The 16,212-nt window shown below is 56.2% G+C and carries 19 protein-coding genes; 6 read left to right on the top strand and 13 right to left on the bottom strand.

The annotated features are described in order from the left end of the window. Positions 1-42 precede the first annotated feature (42 nt). The 8 genes from proX to NI40_RS17205 all read right to left on the bottom strand — a co-directional run bounded on the left by proX (position 43) and on the right by NI40_RS17205 (position 7,941). The gene (gene proX / locus NI40_RS17240) at positions 43-1,038 is read right to left on the bottom strand and encodes a glycine betaine/L-proline ABC transporter substrate-binding protein ProX (protein WP_039263412.1); all 996 of its coding nucleotides are present in this window, start codon (positions 1,036-1,038) and stop codon (positions 43-45) included. A gap of 9 nt (positions 1,039-1,047) precedes the next feature. Next, entirely contained in the window at positions 1,048-2,112 is a 1,065-nt protein-coding gene (gene proW, locus NI40_RS17235; protein ID WP_039263413.1) for a glycine betaine/L-proline ABC transporter permease ProW, read from the bottom strand. Next, positions 2,096-3,307, bottom strand: a complete 1,212-nt coding sequence (gene proV, locus NI40_RS17230; protein ID WP_039263415.1) for a glycine betaine/L-proline ABC transporter ATP-binding protein ProV — start codon at positions 3,305-3,307, stop codon at positions 2,096-2,098. Before proV ends, proW begins: the two co-directional genes overlap by 17 nt. Before the next feature lie 331 nt (positions 3,308-3,638). Beyond that, complete coding sequence (gene nrdF, locus NI40_RS17225; RefSeq protein ID WP_023333169.1) at positions 3,639-4,598, bottom strand: class 1b ribonucleoside-diphosphate reductase subunit beta; 960 nt, start codon at positions 4,596-4,598, stop codon at positions 3,639-3,641. Positions 4,599-4,607: 9 nt separating this feature from the next. Continuing rightward, positions 4,608-6,752 (bottom strand): class 1b ribonucleoside-diphosphate reductase subunit alpha, encoded by a 2,145-nt coding sequence (nrdE, locus tag NI40_RS17220; protein ID WP_039263416.1) that lies wholly within the window; start codon positions 6,750-6,752, stop codon positions 4,608-4,610. After that, positions 6,725-7,135: a class Ib ribonucleoside-diphosphate reductase assembly flavoprotein NrdI gene (nrdI, locus tag NI40_RS17215; protein WP_021241965.1), complete on the bottom strand. Its 411-nt coding sequence runs from the start codon at positions 7,133-7,135 to the stop codon at positions 6,725-6,727. Before nrdI ends, nrdE begins: the two co-directional genes overlap by 28 nt. After that, entirely contained in the window at positions 7,132-7,371 is a 240-nt protein-coding gene (gene nrdH, locus NI40_RS17210) for a glutaredoxin-like protein NrdH (protein ID WP_039263417.1), read from the bottom strand. The genes nrdI and nrdH overlap by 4 nt, the downstream gene beginning before the upstream one ends. Before the next feature lie 243 nt (positions 7,372-7,614). After that, entirely contained in the window at positions 7,615-7,941 is a 327-nt protein-coding gene (locus tag NI40_RS17205) for a DUF883 domain-containing protein (protein ID WP_023308924.1), read from the bottom strand. Positions 7,942-8,101: 160 nt separating this feature from the next. Here NI40_RS17205 and NI40_RS17200 point away from each other — a divergent pair, with 160 nt between their 5' ends. Beyond that, complete coding sequence (locus tag NI40_RS17200) at positions 8,102-8,446, top strand: DUF2002 family protein (protein WP_023308923.1); 345 nt, start codon at positions 8,102-8,104, stop codon at positions 8,444-8,446. Between the two features lie 32 nt (positions 8,447-8,478). Here NI40_RS17200 and alaE read toward each other — a convergent pair whose 3' ends face one another. After that, positions 8,479-8,928 carry an L-alanine exporter AlaE gene (gene alaE, locus NI40_RS17195; protein WP_008502567.1) on the bottom strand — a complete coding sequence of 150 codons (450 nt, stop codon included), beginning with the start codon at positions 8,926-8,928 and terminating at the stop codon, positions 8,479-8,481. A 496-nt stretch (positions 8,929-9,424) separates the two neighbouring features. Between alaE and stpA the strand changes: the two genes are divergently transcribed. Continuing rightward, on the top strand, positions 9,425-9,829 hold the full coding sequence (gene stpA / locus NI40_RS17190; protein WP_033146355.1) for a DNA-binding protein StpA: 405 nt from the start codon (positions 9,425-9,427) through the stop codon (positions 9,827-9,829). 38 nt (positions 9,830-9,867) lie between these two features. On the opposite strand, the gene NI40_RS17185 is transcribed toward stpA, so the two are convergent. The 3 genes from NI40_RS17185 to NI40_RS17175 form a co-directional block, all read right to left on the bottom strand. After that, positions 9,868-10,047: a hypothetical protein gene (locus tag NI40_RS17185; RefSeq protein ID WP_023308920.1), complete on the bottom strand. Its 180-nt coding sequence runs from the start codon at positions 10,045-10,047 to the stop codon at positions 9,868-9,870. A 79-nt stretch (positions 10,048-10,126) separates the two neighbouring features. Beyond that, complete coding sequence (locus NI40_RS17180) at positions 10,127-10,648, bottom strand: rhodanese family protein (protein WP_039263418.1); 522 nt, start codon at positions 10,646-10,648, stop codon at positions 10,127-10,129. Positions 10,649-10,657: 9 nt separating this feature from the next. After that, positions 10,658-10,957, bottom strand: coding sequence for an ArsR/SmtB family transcription factor (locus NI40_RS17175; RefSeq protein ID WP_029742056.1), 300 nt, complete (start codon positions 10,955-10,957; stop codon positions 10,658-10,660). 179 nt (positions 10,958-11,136) lie between these two features. On the opposite strand from NI40_RS17175, the gene NI40_RS23220 reads away from it, so the two are divergent. Continuing rightward, complete coding sequence (locus NI40_RS23220) at positions 11,137-11,295, top strand: YqaE/Pmp3 family membrane protein (protein ID WP_039263420.1); 159 nt, start codon at positions 11,137-11,139, stop codon at positions 11,293-11,295. On the opposite strand, the gene NI40_RS17170 is transcribed toward NI40_RS23220, so the two are convergent. Continuing rightward, entirely contained in the window at positions 11,292-12,221 is a 930-nt protein-coding gene (locus NI40_RS17170) for a LysR substrate-binding domain-containing protein (RefSeq protein WP_033146353.1), read from the bottom strand. The two genes, NI40_RS23220 and NI40_RS17170, sit on opposite strands and share 4 nt — an antisense overlap. Positions 12,222-12,541: 320 nt before the next feature. On the opposite strand from NI40_RS17170, the gene NI40_RS17165 reads away from it, so the two are divergent. The 3 genes from NI40_RS17165 (at position 12,542) to NI40_RS17155 (ending at position 16,211) form a co-directional block, all read left to right on the top strand. Beyond that, positions 12,542-13,147, top strand: a complete 606-nt coding sequence (locus NI40_RS17165) for an ankyrin repeat domain-containing protein (RefSeq protein ID WP_039263421.1) — start codon at positions 12,542-12,544, stop codon at positions 13,145-13,147. A gap of 107 nt (positions 13,148-13,254) precedes the next feature. Further along, positions 13,255-14,796: an acyl-CoA synthetase FdrA gene (fdrA, locus tag NI40_RS17160; protein ID WP_039263422.1), complete on the top strand. Its 1,542-nt coding sequence runs from the start codon at positions 13,255-13,257 to the stop codon at positions 14,794-14,796. Next, a complete protein-coding gene (locus NI40_RS17155; RefSeq protein ID WP_039263423.1) occupies positions 14,796-16,211 on the top strand; it encodes a DUF1116 domain-containing protein in 1,416 nt (471 codons plus the stop codon). The genes fdrA and NI40_RS17155 overlap by 1 nt, the downstream gene beginning before the upstream one ends. The last annotated feature ends 1 nt before the right edge of the window (position 16,212 follow it).

The following is a 16,212-nucleotide window of genomic DNA, read 5'->3' as shown; positions in this document are numbered from 1 at the left end:
TCCCTCTGGGAGAGGGTTAGGGTGAGGGGTAGGGTTTTGTTTTTACTTCTGCGCAGCAAGCGCCTCTTTCACCCAGCCGTCAAATTGCTGCTGGTGGGCTTTGATCCAGCCGTCGACGTGGCCTTTCACATCCGCTTCAGACGATTTGCCCGCATGCATCATCGCGTTCTGGGCATTGATGTCCGCCAGCGGCAGCTTCATCACCGAGAACAGCTTCGCCGCCGCCGGGTTTTTCTCCGCCCAGGCTTTATTAGCCACGATGTGCATGGTATTCACCGGGAAGCCGTAGTTCATGCCGTTCGGCAGCTTGGTGTCGATATCTTTCTGCTCGCCCGGCAGGGAGGAGAACGGCACCTGCAGCCACACCACGTCTTTGCCCGGCTTCAGCACGTCGCTTACCCAGTACGGCGTCCAGGTGTAGTAGATCACCGGTTTACCCTCTTTGAAGCGGGCAATGGTGTCGGCCATCATCGCTGAATAGTTGCCGTGGCTCACGTCGACCGTTTTCGCCAGATCGAATGCTTTGTTCTGGTGGTTAATCACCGCTTCACAGCCCCACCCCGGCGAGCAGCCCATCATGTCGGCCTTGCCGTCACCGTTGGTGTCGAACAGTTTGGCGATCTTCGGATCTTTCAGCTGTTCAATGTTGGTGATGTGGTACTGGTCCGCAGTTTTCTTGTCAATCAGATACCCCTGCGCCGCACCCGTCACGAAGGTCCCTTCGCGATAGAACTTCTTGTCACCGCCGGCGGCGGCATACATGTCGTCGTGCAGCGGCTGCCAATTGACGGCGGTAAAGGTGGCGTCACCGGAGGCAATCGAGGTGTAGCCCACGTTGTAATCTACTTCGCTCGGCGTGTTAACCGTGTAGCCCAGCTTCTCCAGCGCGCGGCTGACGATCAGGGTCTGGAAGCTCTCTTCCGAAATGGTGCTCTGCACCGGCTGTACGGTAATGCCTTTGCCAGGCAGGTCAGCCGCAAACGCGCTGGTGGAGACAAGGGTGGCAAACGCTGTGGCAAAAAGTACGTTATGTCGCATCGTTGTTCCTTATTTTGTAAATGGACGGGTCAGTAACCCTACAGGGCCGGTGGTATACCAGCGACGGTTGCCGCGACTGCGTGAATCACGACCGACGGCCTGAGTCAGGCGGTCAAGGATAATGGCGAGGATCACAATGCCGACGCCGCCGACGGTCGCCAGCCCCATATCGAGACGGCCAATGCCGCGCAGCACCATCTGACCCAGTCCGCCAACGGCGATCATCGAGGCAATGACCACCATCGACAGGGCCAGCATCAGCGTCTGGTTAACGCCCGCCATGATGGTCGGCATAGCCAGCGGAAGCTGAACCTTAAACAGCATCTGGCGCGGACTGGCGCCGAACGAGCGTGACGCTTCGATCAGGTCCGCAGGCACCTGGTTAATCCCCAGAATGGTCAGACGAATAATCGGCGGCAGGGCGAAGATAATGGTCACTACCACCCCCGGCACGTTGCCGATGCCGAACAGCATCACGATAGGCACCAGATAGACGAACGCCGGGGTGGTCTGCATCGCATCCAGCAGGGGACGAATTATCTTCGCCGCTCGCGGGCTGCGCGCCAGCCAGATCCCCATCGGCAGGCCGATGACAATGCAAAAGAGCAGAGCGGTCAGCACCAGCGCCAGGGTGATCATCGCCTGCGACCACGCGCCAATCGCGCCGATAGCGATCAGAGAGATCAGCGTGGCGACCCCCATGCCCGCGCTACCGAACTGCCAGGCGATCAGGGAGAACAGGATAATCGCCACCGGCGCCGGCATGCCCAGCATCAGCTGCTGGAAGCCGTTCAGGATGTAATCCACCGGGACGCGGATCCCCTGGAAGACCGGACGGAAGTGCGTGACCACCCAGTCGATCCCCTCTGTGACCCAGCTGTCCAGCGGGATCAGCGTTTTATGGAACGGATCCATGATGTTGAAATGTTCTGGCGCAGGCGCGGGTGCGCTGTTCAGCCAGTCTGCCGCGCCGCCGCCATCGGCAGGAGCGGGCGTGGAACCCCACGCGTCGGTGGATTGTGCAGCGCTGTCCGCTGCCTCAGTGGCGCCCCACGGGTTAGATTGATCGGTCATTGTTTGCCCCCTCGCGATCTAAAGCCTGCAGCAGCATCCTTTTTGAGATGATGCCGACGTACTGTTGTTCCTCACCCACGACCGGCACGGCGCACGGCGCCTGGCCCACGTGAGAAAGCAACTCGCTGAGCGGCGTTTCGGCGTCCACGGCAAGCGGAGCGTCAATTAACGCCGTATCGATTCCCTGGTTCTCAGTGAGAGCCGTTTTCAGGGAGTCGATGGAGACAATGCCAACAAATTTATTGCCGCGTTCAACCAGATAACCGTATTCACGGTCTTCATCCTGCAGCAGCTTCAGCGCCGAGCGCGGGCCGAAGCCTGGCGTTTTACGGATAATGCCGTTTGGCGTTCGACGAGCAATATCTTTGGCGCTAAAGACCTGGCTAATATCCACGCCGCGGAAGAAGGTGCGGACATAATCGTTCGCCGGATTATTGAGAATTTCATCCGGCGTGCCGACCTGCACCACTTCACCGTTTTGCATAATGGCAATGCGGTCGCCAATACGCATGGCTTCATCCAGATCGTGGGAAATAAAGACAATCGTTCGCTGATGTTTAGCCTGTAATTTTACCAGCTCATCCTGCATCTCGGTGCGAATTAACGGATCGAGGGCGGAGAAGGCTTCATCCATTAATAATATGTCTGGATTAATGGCTAATGCACGGGCTAATCCCACGCGCTGACGCATACCGCCGGAAAGTTCATCCGGGTACGCATGCGCATAATTTTCCAGCCCGACCTGACGCAGCGCATCAAGGGCTTTTTCCTGACGTTCCTGAGCCGGCGTGCCGGCTAATTCCATGCCGAAAGCGGTATTATCCAGCACCGTCATGTGCGGCATTAGCGCGAATGACTGGAACACCATTGCGATCTTCTTTCTGCGCACCTCGCGAAGCTCTGCGTCTGATATTCTGGCGATATCCACGCCGTCAATCAGCACCTGCCCGCGGGTGGGTTCAATCAGGCGATTGAGAAGGCGAACCATAGTGGATTTACCCGAACCGGATAATCCCATGATGACAAAAATCTCGCCTTCTTCAATGGCCAGACTGGCGTCTTTAACGCCAAGCGATAGCCCGGTTTTTTCCAGAATTTGCTCTTTCGTAAGGCCTTTCTCAATATATTTGAATGCGCGCTGCGGGTGCTCGCCAAATACTTTATAAAGATTTTTCACTTCTAATTTAATTGCCATGCAATAGAGAGTGTCCTGTTATTTGTTTATGCCGATATGATTACCATGGTAAATTGTTAACGGGCATAACCCTAACATACTGAGAATCTGAGACAACCCTGAGTCGGGCTAAGGGCGGAATTTTGAAGTAAGCGAAACGGCTGAATTTCCCATGAATAAAGGGCTGAGGGCGGTTTGAATTTTTCTCAATTTTTTGCTGCTGCATCGGGAAATTTCGCCTGAACCGGAATCATTCAGGCGAATATGACGTGGAAATTACAGTGTAGTTGTTTTGTAAATATTAGAGAGGGAATTGTTGGGTTTATATTAAATTAACGAACGTTAGCGTTCATCAAAAATCCCAGTCTTCATCCTCGGTTTCCACCGCTTTGCCCATCACATACGATGAGCCAGATCCCGAGAAGAAATCGTGGTTTTCGTCGGCATTGGGCGATAGCGCGGCCAGAATCGCCGGGTTCACCTCCGCCATCTCCGGCGGGAACAGCGCGTCGTAGCCCAGGTTCATCAGCGCCTTGTTGGCGTTGTAGCAGAGGAAGGCCTTCACGTCGTCCTCCCAGCCTGTGCCGGCGTAGAGTTCCTCCGTATAGCTCAGCTCGTTGTCGTACAGATCCATCAGCAAATCGAGAGCAAAGCCTTTAAGCTCCTCGCGCTTCGCCTCGCTGACTTTCTCCAGCCCTTTCTGATACTTATAGCCAATGTAATACCCGTGCACCGCTTCATCGCGAATGATGAGCCGAATCAAATCGGCGGTGTTGGTGAGCTTGCCCCGGCTCGACCAGTACATGGGCAGCCAGAAGCCGGAATAGAAGAGGAAAGATTCCAGGAACACGCTGGCGATCTTTTTCTTCAGCGGCTCGTCGGCGCGGTAATATTCCAGAACCAGCTCCGCCTTTCTCTGTAGTGACTCGCTCTCTTCACTCCAGGCGTAGGCTGCGTCCACGTCTTTGGTCTGGCAAAGGGTCGAGAAAATCGAGCTGTAGGAGCGGGCATGCACCGCCTCCATAAAGCTGATATTCGACATCACCGCCTCTTCGTGCGGCGTGAGCGCGTCGCTCATCAGCGCGGGTGCACCAACGGTATTCTGAATGGTGTCCAGCAGCGTCAGGCCGGTAAAAACGCGGATCGTCAGCTGCTGTTCGGCGTGGCCGAGCGTTTGCCAGGCCGGAATATCGTTGGAGAGCGGAACCTTTTCCGGCAGCCAGAAGTTGCTGGTCAGGCGGTTCCATACCTCCAGGTCTTTATCGTCCTGGATTTTGTTCCAGTTAACGGCACTCACGCGTGACAGTTTCATCCTTTCTCCTTACAGCGCGCAGGACACGCAGCCTTCGATTTCGGTGCCTTCCAGCGCAAGCTGGCGCAGGCGAATGTAGTAGAGCGTTTTGATGCCTTTCTTCCAGGCGTAGATTTGCGCTCTGTTGATATCCCGCGTGGTGGCGGTGTCCGGGAAGAACAGCGTCAGCGACAGCCCCTGGTCCACATGTTTTGTCGCTTCGGCGTAGGTATCGATGATTTTCTCCGGGCCGATCTCATACGCGTCCTGATACAGCGCCAGGTTCTCATTGTTCATAAACGGGGCAGGGTAGTAAACGCGCCCGGTTTTGCCTTCCTTACGAATTTCAATTTTCGAGACGATCGGGTGAATGCTCGACGTGGCGTGGTTGATGTAGGAAATCGATCCGGTCGGCGGGACGGCCTGCAGGTTCTGGTTATAAATGCCGTAGTGCATCACCTCGTCTCGCAGCTGCTGCCACATCTCGCGCGTCGGCAGGGTAATCCCCGCGCGGGCAAAGAGTTCGCGTACTTTTTCGGTTTTCGGCTGCCAGTCGCCTTCGAGGTACTGGCTGAAATATTCCCCGCTGGCGTAGCGGGACTGCTCAAAGCTCGCGAACCGCTGGCTGCGCTCGCGCGCCAGCATCATCGAGGTGTGCAGCGCGTGCCAGGTAATGGTGTAGAAATAGAGGTTGGTGAAATCCAGCCCTTCCGGGCTGCCGTAGGCGATGCCTTCCCGCGCCAGATAGCCGTGCAGGTTCATCTGCCCCAGACCGATGGCGTGCGACGCGGCGTTGCCTGCTTCAATAGACGGCACGCTGCGGATGTGGCTCATGTCCGATACCGCCGTCAGCCCGCGAATGGCGGTCTCCACCGTGCGGCCAAAGTCGGGGGAATCCATGGTGTGGGCAATATTCAGCGACCCGAGGTTGCAGGAGATATCCTTGCCGATGTCCGCGTAGTCCAGGTTCTCGTCGTAGGCTGACGCGCTGTTGACCTGCAAAATCTCCGAGCACAGGTTGCTCATGTTGATACGCCCGGCAATCGGGTTCGCGCGGTTCACCGTATCCTCATACATGATGTACGGATAGCCGGACTCAAACTGGATCTCCGCCAGCCGCTGAAAGAAATCGCGGGCGTTGATGGTTTTTTTGCGGATACGATCGTCGGCCACCAGTTCGTCATAAAGTTCGCTGATGGCCACGTCGCCAAACGCTTTGCCGTAAATACGCTCGATGTCGTACGGCGAGAAGAGCGCCATCTCGGCATTCTCTTTGGCCAGCTTAAAGGTGATGTCCGGGATCACCACGCCGAGCGACAGGGTTTTGATGCGAATTTTTTCGTCGGCGTTTTCGCGTTTGGTATCGAGAAAACGCAGAATGTCCGGGTGGTGCGCGTGCAGGTAAACCGCGCCCGCGCCCTGACGCGCGCCAAGCTGGTTGGCATAGGAGAAGGCATCTTCCAGCATCTTCATCACCGGGATCACGCCGGAGGACTGGTTTTCGATGCGCTTGATCGGCGCGCCCGCTTCACGCAGGTTAGAGAGCAGAAACGCCACGCCGCCGCCGCGTTTGGAAAGCTGCAGCGCCGAGTTCACCGCTCGGCCAATCGACTCCATATTGTCTTCGATACGCAGCAGGAAGCAGGAGACCAGCTCGCCGCGCTGGGCTTTGCCGCAGTTGAGGAAGGTCGGCGTGGCGGGCTGGAAGCGTCCGGAAAGGATCTCGTCGGCGAGCTGCTCCGCCAGCGCTTCATCACCCTGCGCCAGGGTCAGCGCCACCATCGCCACGCGATCTTCAAAGCTCTCTAAGTAGCGTTTACCGTCAAAGGTTTTCAGGGTGTAGCTGGTGTAATACTTCCACGCGCCGAGGAAGGTCTGGAAACGAAAGCCGCTGGCGTGGGCGCGCTCAAACAGCTTCACCACAAAGGCGCGGTCGTAGCGGGTGAGCATGCGCGCGTCGTAGTAGCCCTCGTTAACCAGATAGTCGAGACGTTCATTCTGGCTTGCAAACGTCACGCTGTTGGGCCGCACGTGGGCGGCAAAAAAGGCGTCCACCGCCTCACGATCTTTATCGAACTGAATGCGCCCCTCCCGATCGTAGAGGTTAAGCAGGGCGTTTAATGCGTGGTAATCCGGTGTCGCCTGAATCACCCGTTCTGCGGTTGTCGTTGCCAAAATTCGTTCACTCCTTTACGCACGTTTTCGACGTCCTGCTGTGTCCCCATCAGCTCAAAACGATAGAGATACGGCACGCCGCATTTTTGAGAAATGACATCCCCGGCGCGGCCAAAGGCATCGCCGAAATTGCGATTCCCCGCCGCGATCACGCCGCGGATTAGCCCGCGGTTATGAGGATCGTTCAGAAAGCGGATCACCTGGCGAGGCACGGCTCCTGCCGTACCGCCTCCGCCATAGCTGGGCACCACCAGAATGTAAGGTTCCTCTACCCGGATCCGCTCCCGCTCGTTCAGCGGAATGCGCACCGCAGGCAGCCCGACGCGCTCAATAAAGCGGAGCGTGTTTTCCGAGCTGCTGGAGAAGAAAACCAGCCCACTCATGCCCGGGCGGCCTGAGCGCTCAGGCGGTTAATCATGTCCGGGCGGAAGCCAGACCAGCTTGTTTCCCCGGCGACCACCACAGGAAGCTGCCGAAAACCCTGCTTGCGCAGGGTATCTGCGGCCTCGGGGACCTGGTCAACATTCACCATTTCAAACGCCACGCCGCGGCTTTCCATTGCCCGTTTGGTCGCGTGGCACTGAACACAATTGTTACGAGTGTAAATAATAATGCTCATGATTCGTATTTCCATTTAAAATGAGGGTACGGCGCGAATCATCGCGTCGGGTTGTGTATGTCTTGCTAAAAGGAATACTAGATGTAGTTGTCTTAAGTTTCAACCATACAAGATATGGGAAATTTAGATTGATATCGCCCCTGTGATGAGCACAGCGGGGCAGGGCAGGCTGTACGGGTTTTTCAGGCTAACGGGCATAAAAATGCCCCGGCGCCTGAGGCTACCGGGGCAGAATACGCGGGATTATTTACGCAGGCTGAGCAGGGCACCGACGAAGATGCCGACCGCCGCGACGGTTCCCAGAGTACATAGCGGTTTTTCACGCACGAAGGTCGTAGCACAGCTTGCCATGTCGCAGGCAGCCTGCGTGGCGCGTGAACGTCCGTTCATACGGGCGCGGGTTTCACGGAGCAGAGACTGAGCCTTACGCTTTGCGGCATCCGCTTCGTCCTTCGCGTCACTTCCCCAGGACTTCAGCACCTCTTCCAGCGTGTCCGCTAATTGGCTGACATCATTACGAATATCCTGAGCGTCGTCGTTAATATCGTTTCGGTTCGGTCTGTTAAACATACGATCCTCCGTAATTTTGTGTTCCCGTTCAGTTTAGTTCAGAAATTTAATATCTGAAGCGCATCACGCGTTATCCGGCAGTTTATGGACTATTCTGAAAGCCCTGCTATTGCTGAATACTGTAAGGTTGCCGGGCAGGAAAAGATAACGAGGAAAAGATATGTATTTACGACCTGACGAGGTGGCACGCGTTCTTGAAAAAGAGGGATTCACCATGGATGAGGTGACGCCAAAAGCGTATGGATATCGCCGCGGCGAGAATTATGTTTATGTTAATCGCGAAGCAAGAATGGGACGTACCGCTCTCATTATTCACCCGACGCTGAAAGACAGAAGTCTGTCATTTGCTGAGCCTGCCTCGGATATTAAAACCTGCGATCATTATCAGCAATTTCCGCTCTATTTAGGCGGTGAACGGCATGAGCATTATGGTATTCCGCACGGTTTCAGCTCGCGTATGGCGCTGGAGCGATTTTTGAAGGGACTGTTTGGCGACGTACAGTAAATCCGCGACTGGCGTGCGCCAGTCGCTTCACATCACGCTTTTGCCTGGCTGTACTGGCTGACCTTAAACAGGCGGCGACAGTAGTCGAGGAAATAGCCGTAAACGGCTCCCATCAACATCGAAATAACAATATTCGAACTGACCGCCGCAGCGATCTGGTGCCAGTCTGCACCGACTGTCAGGAGAATGGCTACGTAAACCGGCGACTGGAACGTCACATACGCCAGAACGTCCGCCAGGTTTTTCACCCAGCCTGCAGGGCTGATACGACGCGCGAAACGCATTACCGCATCGCGGTATAAACCGTAAGGCCATGCAATAATAATATTGACCGGGATCGCCACCAGACGAGAAGAAAGCGACTGCTCGAAGGACATTCCGGAGAGGAATATTTCGATCAGCATGTTCACGACGGAACAGTAAACAACCATCGCGAAAGTATCCGCCACCGCGTGGCGCAGGCGAGATTGCGGCGAGAACATGTCTGAACTCCTTGAGAAGAACACAAAAGAAACGATTTTCCTTCGGCGGTTAGTGCTTTAGGTTGGTTTGTTTGATGTGTATAGCGTATATCTCTGCGTTTGAACTAACAACTAGTGATTAATTTTTATTTAAGCGTCTTTTGTCCACAAAATTCTCTAAAGTTGTTCGTTTTTTGTTCCGATCGTTATAATCTGTCTCGTTTGATAGTTTTTATTTTAAAATCAAATACTTGATTTTGTTGGTGGCGAGAAGCAGGAATCCCCACCTGATAGCGGTGGAGTATGCTGTGGTTTGGATTAAATTTAGCTATTTATATTAATGTGGTGATTGGATTCACCGGTGTCCTGTCAGCGCCTTGCGCTATTATTAACAGCGAGTTCTAAATATATTAACGCTGATGCCCGTACGGACCCTTGGGTAGATATTTCAACTCAAATGAATTATTCTGTCGGCGATTTATCTATTTATCCCCCAAAGAAAAGGTTTTCAAATAATATGTCTTTGACGTTACAGAATCTTAATAATATCCGAACCCTGCGCGCCATGGCGCGTGAATTATCCCTGGACGTTCTTGAGGAAATGCTGGAAAAGGTCAGGGTCGTTACTGAAGAGAAACGCAGCGAGCTGACGGAATTAGAGCAGCAGCGTGCTGAGCAGCAGGAAAAAATTAATGCTCTGCTGGAGCGGATGAAAGCCGATGGTATTTCCCCGACTGACCTGCTGGGTTCTGAACTGGCGCAGGCGGGTAAGCCAGCGAAAAAGCGTAAGCCGCGTGAAGCAAAATATCGCTTTATTGACCAGAACGGCGAAGAGAAAACGTGGACCGGCCAGGGCCGTACGCCGAAGCCTATCGCCAGCGCGCTGGCAGACGGTAAATCACTGGATGATTTTCTGATCTAACGGATGAGCCGGGCGGAACACGCCGCCCGGCTGACTGTTCAGCAGACGCCGAAATCGCCTTCTTCGGTATAAGGCGCCACGTCGGCGGCTTTCAGCGTATATTTCTCGCCTTGCTCATTGCTGGCCTGGACCGCCACAATGCTGTCACCGTTCACTTCGAGCACTTTCAGTTTCGGGCCGCCTTTACGCGGTTGCACATAATCACCGACAGAAAACATATTACCTCCTCATCGTTTTAGCGATCTTCACCTTAGCCCACGTATGACGCCGGGTACAGCGTATTTCACCGATTACTGCTTATGAGGTACGCCGGTTCCATGGCATCACCTTGAGCAGTCGCGCCATGCCGCAAAAGCCCGTCACACCGGCGAACAGCAGCCCGGCTCCGACAAAACCGCTGAGCAGGAAAAAGCCGCTGGAGACGCTATAGCCCAGCACCACGCCGCAGAGTATCAACAGCCCGGCGGCAATTTGCACCTGACGCATCAGCGGCAGCGGCTGGGATTTGTCTTCAACGGTTGGCAGCCCCGCCTGCTTCCAGCCCTGAATCCCCCCCTCGACCACAAATGCCTCTGCGGGCGCGGCGGCCTGAGCAAGGCGCTCGGCATTCCCCGACGTCCGGGCGCCGGACTGGCAGTGAAAAATCACCGTATCGCCCGCCAGCGCGTTAAGTGCGCCGGGTAAGGTATCCAGCGGCACGGACCGCGCGGCGGGAATATGCTCGCGGGCATACTCGTCGGCATCACGAATATCAATCAGTTTTGCGCCTTCAGCGACGCGGGCATTGGCCTGGCGCGGTGAAAGAAGAGGAAGTGACATGGCGGCTCCTTACGGACAATAAAGGGTTTTCAGGGTGCTGATAAGCTGATGTACCGCATCGTTTTTAATGGAATAGAGAATGCGCTGCGCGTCGCGGGTGCTGTCGATAAGCCCTTCCTCACGCATGCGCGCCAGATGCTGCGACGTGGCGGAAGGACTTAGCCCCGTGGCTCGCGCAAGCTCCCCCGCGCTGGTGCCGGGCGCTCCGCACAGGGTGCAGAGGATCAGCAGCCGACGCGGGTTGCTCATCGCTTTTAAAAGTGTGGCGGCCTGCCCGGCGCTGGCCTGAAGCTGTTCTAGTTCGGTCATAATAGTTTAGGGTTTGCTTAATTAAGTGAATGCTAAACTAATCCGATGCATTAAACCAGCGTCAAAAGCGTAAAAGAGGGTAAACGCGAGGCCCGGAACTGGTACAGACGAATAAACTGGCTATGCTTACAGCGTTCTCTTTATTATTTTCAATGGATTAGATTGAACGGAGTGTTTATATGGGATTTTGGCGTATTGTTTTTACGATCCTCATACCGCCGCTGGGCGTGCTGTTGGGTAAAGGGTTTGGCTGGGCGTTTATTATCAACGTTCTTCTGACGCTGCTGGGCTACTTCCCCGGCCTCATTCACGCGTTTTGGGTACAGAGCAAAAGTTAGGCGCGCCACAGTAAATCGCTATAGATATCGGTCAGTACCCCCGCTGGACCAAACTGCTGCTTGATCCACCGCGTGACCTGGCCGGTTGCGGCATGCTGCGTGGCGAGTAGCATGCGCGAGTCCTGACGCGGGTTGTTAATCCGTCGGGTGACCAGCAGCCCCGCGTCTACCGCCTCGCGGACCATGTATTCCGGCAAAAAGCCAATCCCTTCGCCCAGGATCTGACACTGACATTTGGTGTTAAAGTCCGGCACCAGAATCGCCTCCTGCCCGTGCAGCAGCCAGCCGACCTTTTTGTTAATGGTGTGCGCGGTATCTTCCACCATGATGTTGGGATACAGGCGCAGCTGGCTTTCCGCTATTGGCTCCGGGGTGAACGCCAGCGGGTGTTCCGGCGCGATGGCAAACACCCAGCGAATGGCGCCGATCTCGGTGTAATCAATCCCGCCACCGTCCAGCAGCGTGTCCGGCGCGCCAATCGCGATGTTGGCCTGGTTGTTGATAATGGAGTCCCAGACGCCGTTGTAGACCTCGGTGGTCACGGTGATCTGACAGGTGGGAAACTGCTTTTTTAGCACCTGCAGCAGCCGCGCCGTGTGGCGTGGGGTATACAAAAGCTGGTTGATACAGATGCGCACCCGCGCCTCAATACCCTGAGAAATGGTGTCAATCCCGCGCTTGATGGCGTGAAAGTCATTAAGCAGGTCGGTGGCCTTACGGTAAAAGTAAAAACCGGACTCGGTCAGCTCGATGCTGCGCGTGCTGCGGACAAACAGCACCACGTCCAGCCCGGTCTCCATGCGCTTAATGGTGTAACTGATGGCAGAGGTCGTCACGCCCAGTTCGGCGGCGGCTTTGCTGAAGCTGCCGAAGCGTGCGGCGGTAGTAAAGGCCAGCAGGTTTTCCTCGGTAAAGATGGAATTCATATCTCACTCCCTTCAGCCATCAGTTTTGAACATATTTTAACAGCGTCGTTACAACGCATTTGAAGCCGATCACAGTTCTGACTCTTTGTCGAAAGCCGCACGCAGTAAGGCTTCGTCAGGCATAAGCATAATGCAGCCAGAAGCGCTAAAAAGCGGAGAAACATAAGAAAAAGGTTGCACAGACGCACGTTTTGACCGGTTTGTTGAATTTACCTCAACAATGAATTGACTGTCGATGAATCATTTTTAAGCGGATTCTTTTATCACCAGGCTGTTGCTATTCTCAGGTCAACAGAAATAAAAACATCGGGAGTCTGAATATGTCTGCGAACGAACTCGTTACTGAATTTCTGCTGGCGGCAGAAGAGGGCAATAGCGATGCGCTAAAAGCCTGTCTGGAGAAAGGCGTGGATATTAACGCCACCAATCGACAGAAAAGAACCGCCGTTATTATTGCCAGCCTGAAAAAACATTATGACTGCGTGGCGTTATTAATTGCCGCCGGGGCGGACATTGATAAACAGGATCAGACCTGCTTTAACCCTTTCCTGATTAGCTGCCTGACCAACGATATCACCCTGCTGCGCCTTGTCCTTCCTGCAAATCCCGATCTCGACCGCCTGACGCGCTTTGGCGGCGTGGGCATTACCCCTGCCAGTGAAAAGGGGCACGTGGAGATCGTGCGCGAGCTGCTGGAAAAAACGGATATCAACGTCAACCACACCAACTTTGTTGGCTGGACGCCGCTGCTGGAAGCGATCGTGCTCAACGACGGCGGCGCGAAGCAGCAGGAGATCGTGAAGCTGCTGCTGGATCACGGCGCGAACCCGCACATGACCGATAAATACGGTAAAACTCCGCTCGAGCTGGCGCGGGAAAAAGGCTTCGATGCAATAGCTGACCTGCTGCTGGCGGCGGGCGCATAACGCATTCGGTCAGCCGCGTCCGGCTGGCCGTTAATTTAAAAAGCATTTTTACCGACGTGCATTTTGCACGACGGCGGCCCCCTTTTATCCGCGTTCAGGAGAAAATAATGCCCACAAAAATCGTCATAAAAAAGAACACATATTTTGACTCCGTCTCATTAATGTCCGTTTCCACCAAGGCCAATAAATTACCGGGCGTCGAGCAGGCGTTTGTCGCGATGGCGACGGAAATGAACAAAGGCGTATTAAAAAACCTCGGGCTATTAACGCCGGAATTAGCGGAAGCCAAAAACGGCGACCTGATGATCGTAATTAAAGGCGACGCGGCGAAGGATGAAACGCTGGCGGCCATCGAAGCGCTGTTCACGCGTAAAGAGAGCGGCGGCACCCATGAAGCGCGCTACGCCACGATTGCCAGCGCCAAAACCCATCGGCCGGAGAGCAACCTCGCGGTGATTTCCGTCAACGGCACCTTCGCCGCCCGCGAAGCGCGCCAGGCGCTGGAAAACGATCTTAACGTGATGCTGTTTTCCGATAACGTGTCGCTCGACGACGAGCTGGCCCTGAAGCAGCTGGCGCATAAGAAAGGGATGCTGATGATGGGGCCGGACTGCGGCACCGCCATCATCAACGGCGCGGGATTGTGCTTCGCCAACGCGGTGCGCCGCGGACCGATTGGCATCGTAGGCGCATCCGGCACCGGCAGCCAGGAGCTGAGCGTGCGCATTCACGAATTCGGCGGCGGCGTGTCGCAGCTGATTGGTACCGGCGGGCGCGATCTCAGCGAGAAAATTGGCGGCCTGATGATGCTCGACGCCATCGACATGCTGGAAGCCGACGAGGACACCCTGGTTATCGCGCTGATCTCCAAGCCGCCAGCGCCAGCCGTAGCGGAAAAAGTGCTGGCCCGCGCGCGCGCCTGCCGCAAGCCGGTGGTTGTTTGCTTCCTCGGCCGCAGCGAACCGCCCGCCGATGAAGACGGCCTGCAGTTTGCGCGCGGCACCAAAGAGGCGGCCCTGAAGGCGGTCCTGCTCACCGGCATCAATAAAGAGTCCCTCGATCTGCATCCGCTCAACTGGCCTTTGATTGAAGAGGTGCGCGCCCGCATGACCCCGCAGCAGAAGTACATTCGCGGCCTGTTCTGCGGCGGCACCCTGTGCGACGAGGCGATGTTCGCGGCGCTTGCGAAATTCGACGACGTCTACAGCAACATCCAGCCGGATCCGGCTAAGCGCCTGAGCGACATAAGCGTCAGTAAAGCCCATACCTTCCTCGACTTTGGCGACGACGATTTCACTAACGGCAAGCCGCACCCGATGATCGACCCGACCAATCGCATCAGCCGCCTGCTGCAGGAAGCCCGCGACCCGGAAGTCGGGGTAATTGTGATGGACTTCGTGCTGGGCTTCGGCGCGCACGAGGATCCGGTCGGCGTAATGATCGACGCCATTAAAGAGGCGCAGGCCATCGCGAAGGCCGATAACCGTCCGCTGGAAATTCTCGGCTACGTGCTCGGCACCGACCAGGATCCGCAGTCGCTGGCGCAGCAGTGCCAGCTGCTGACCGACGCAGGCGTCATCTGGGCCAGCAGCAGCACCAACACCGGATTACTGGCACGCGAATTTGTCTGCAAAGGGGAGAAAGCATAATGACGACCTTATTCAACCAGCCGCTGAACGTGATTAACGTCGGCATTGCGATGTTCAGCGACGATCTCAAAAAACAGCACGTTCCCGTCACCCAGCTCGACTGGACGCCGCCGGGACGGGGCAATATGCAGGTCGTTGAAGCGCTCGACCAACTGGCGGAAAAACCGCTGGCGGAGAAAATCGCCGCCGCTAACCAAATCGCCCTTGAGCGCATTATTCAGTCTCATCCGGTGCTGGTGGGCTATGACCAGGCCATTAACGTTGTGCCGGGCATGACCCGCACCACCATTCTGCACGCCGGTCCGCCTGTCGCCTGGGAGAACATGTGCGGGGCGATGAAGGGGGCGGTCACCGGGGCGCTGGTGTTTGAAGGGCTGGCGAAAGATCTGGACGATGCGGCAAGGCTCGCTGCCTCCGGAGAAATTACCTTCTCGCCGTGCCACGAGCACGACTGCGTGGGCTCGATGGCGGGCGTCACCTCCGCGTCGATGTTTATGCACATCGTGGAGAACAAAACCTACGGCAACCGCGCGTTCACCAACCTCAGCGAGCAGATGGCGAAGATCCTGCGCATGGGGGCCAACGACCAGAGCGTGATCGACCGCCTGAACTGGATGCGCGACGTGCTCGGCCCGATGCTGCGCGACGCGATGAAGATCGTCGGCGAAATCGACCTGCGCCTGATGCTGGCCCAGGCGCTGCACATGGGCGACGAGTGCCACAACCGCAACAACGCGGGCACCACGCTGTTGATCCAGGCGCTGACGCCGGGGCTGATTCAGGCGCGCTATCCGGTGGAGCAGCAGCGCGAGGTGTTCGAGTTTGTCGCCAGCAGCGACTACTTCTCCGGCCCGACGTGGATGGCGATGTGTAAGGCCGCGCTGGACGCCGCGCACGGCATTGAGTACAGCACCATCGTCACCACCATGGCGCGTAACGGATACGAGTTCGGCCTGCGCGTTTCCGGCCTGCCGGGGCAGTGGTTCACCGGCCCGGCGCAGCAGGTAATTGGCCCGATGTTCGCGGGCTATAAGCCGGAAGACTCCGGGCTGGACATCGGCGACAGCGCCATCACCGAAACCTACGGCATTGGCGGCTTTGCGATGGCGACGGCCCCGGCAATCGTTGCGCTGGTGGGCGGCACGGTGGAGGAAGCCATCGACTTTTCCCGCCAGATGCGCGAAATCACCCTCGGCGAAAACCCGAACGTCACCATTCCGCTGCTCTCGTTTATGGGCATCCCAACCGCCATCGACATCACCAAAGTCGCGGGCAGCGGCATTCTGCCGGTGATTAACACCGCCATTGCCCACAAAGACGCGGGCATCGGCATGATTGGGGCGGGCATCGTTCACCCGCCGTTTAGCTGTTTTGAAAAGGCGCTGTTGACCTTCCGCGATCGCTACTTTTTATAAG

Origin of the sequence: Enterobacter sp. E20 (assembly GCF_000801755.2) — a bacterium.
In the GTDB taxonomy this organism is placed as follows: domain Bacteria; phylum Pseudomonadota; class Gammaproteobacteria; order Enterobacterales; family Enterobacteriaceae; genus Enterobacter; species Enterobacter asburiae_B.
The sequence above is the reverse complement of the archived record's forward strand: the minus strand, read 5'-3'. Positions and strand labels throughout refer to the sequence as shown.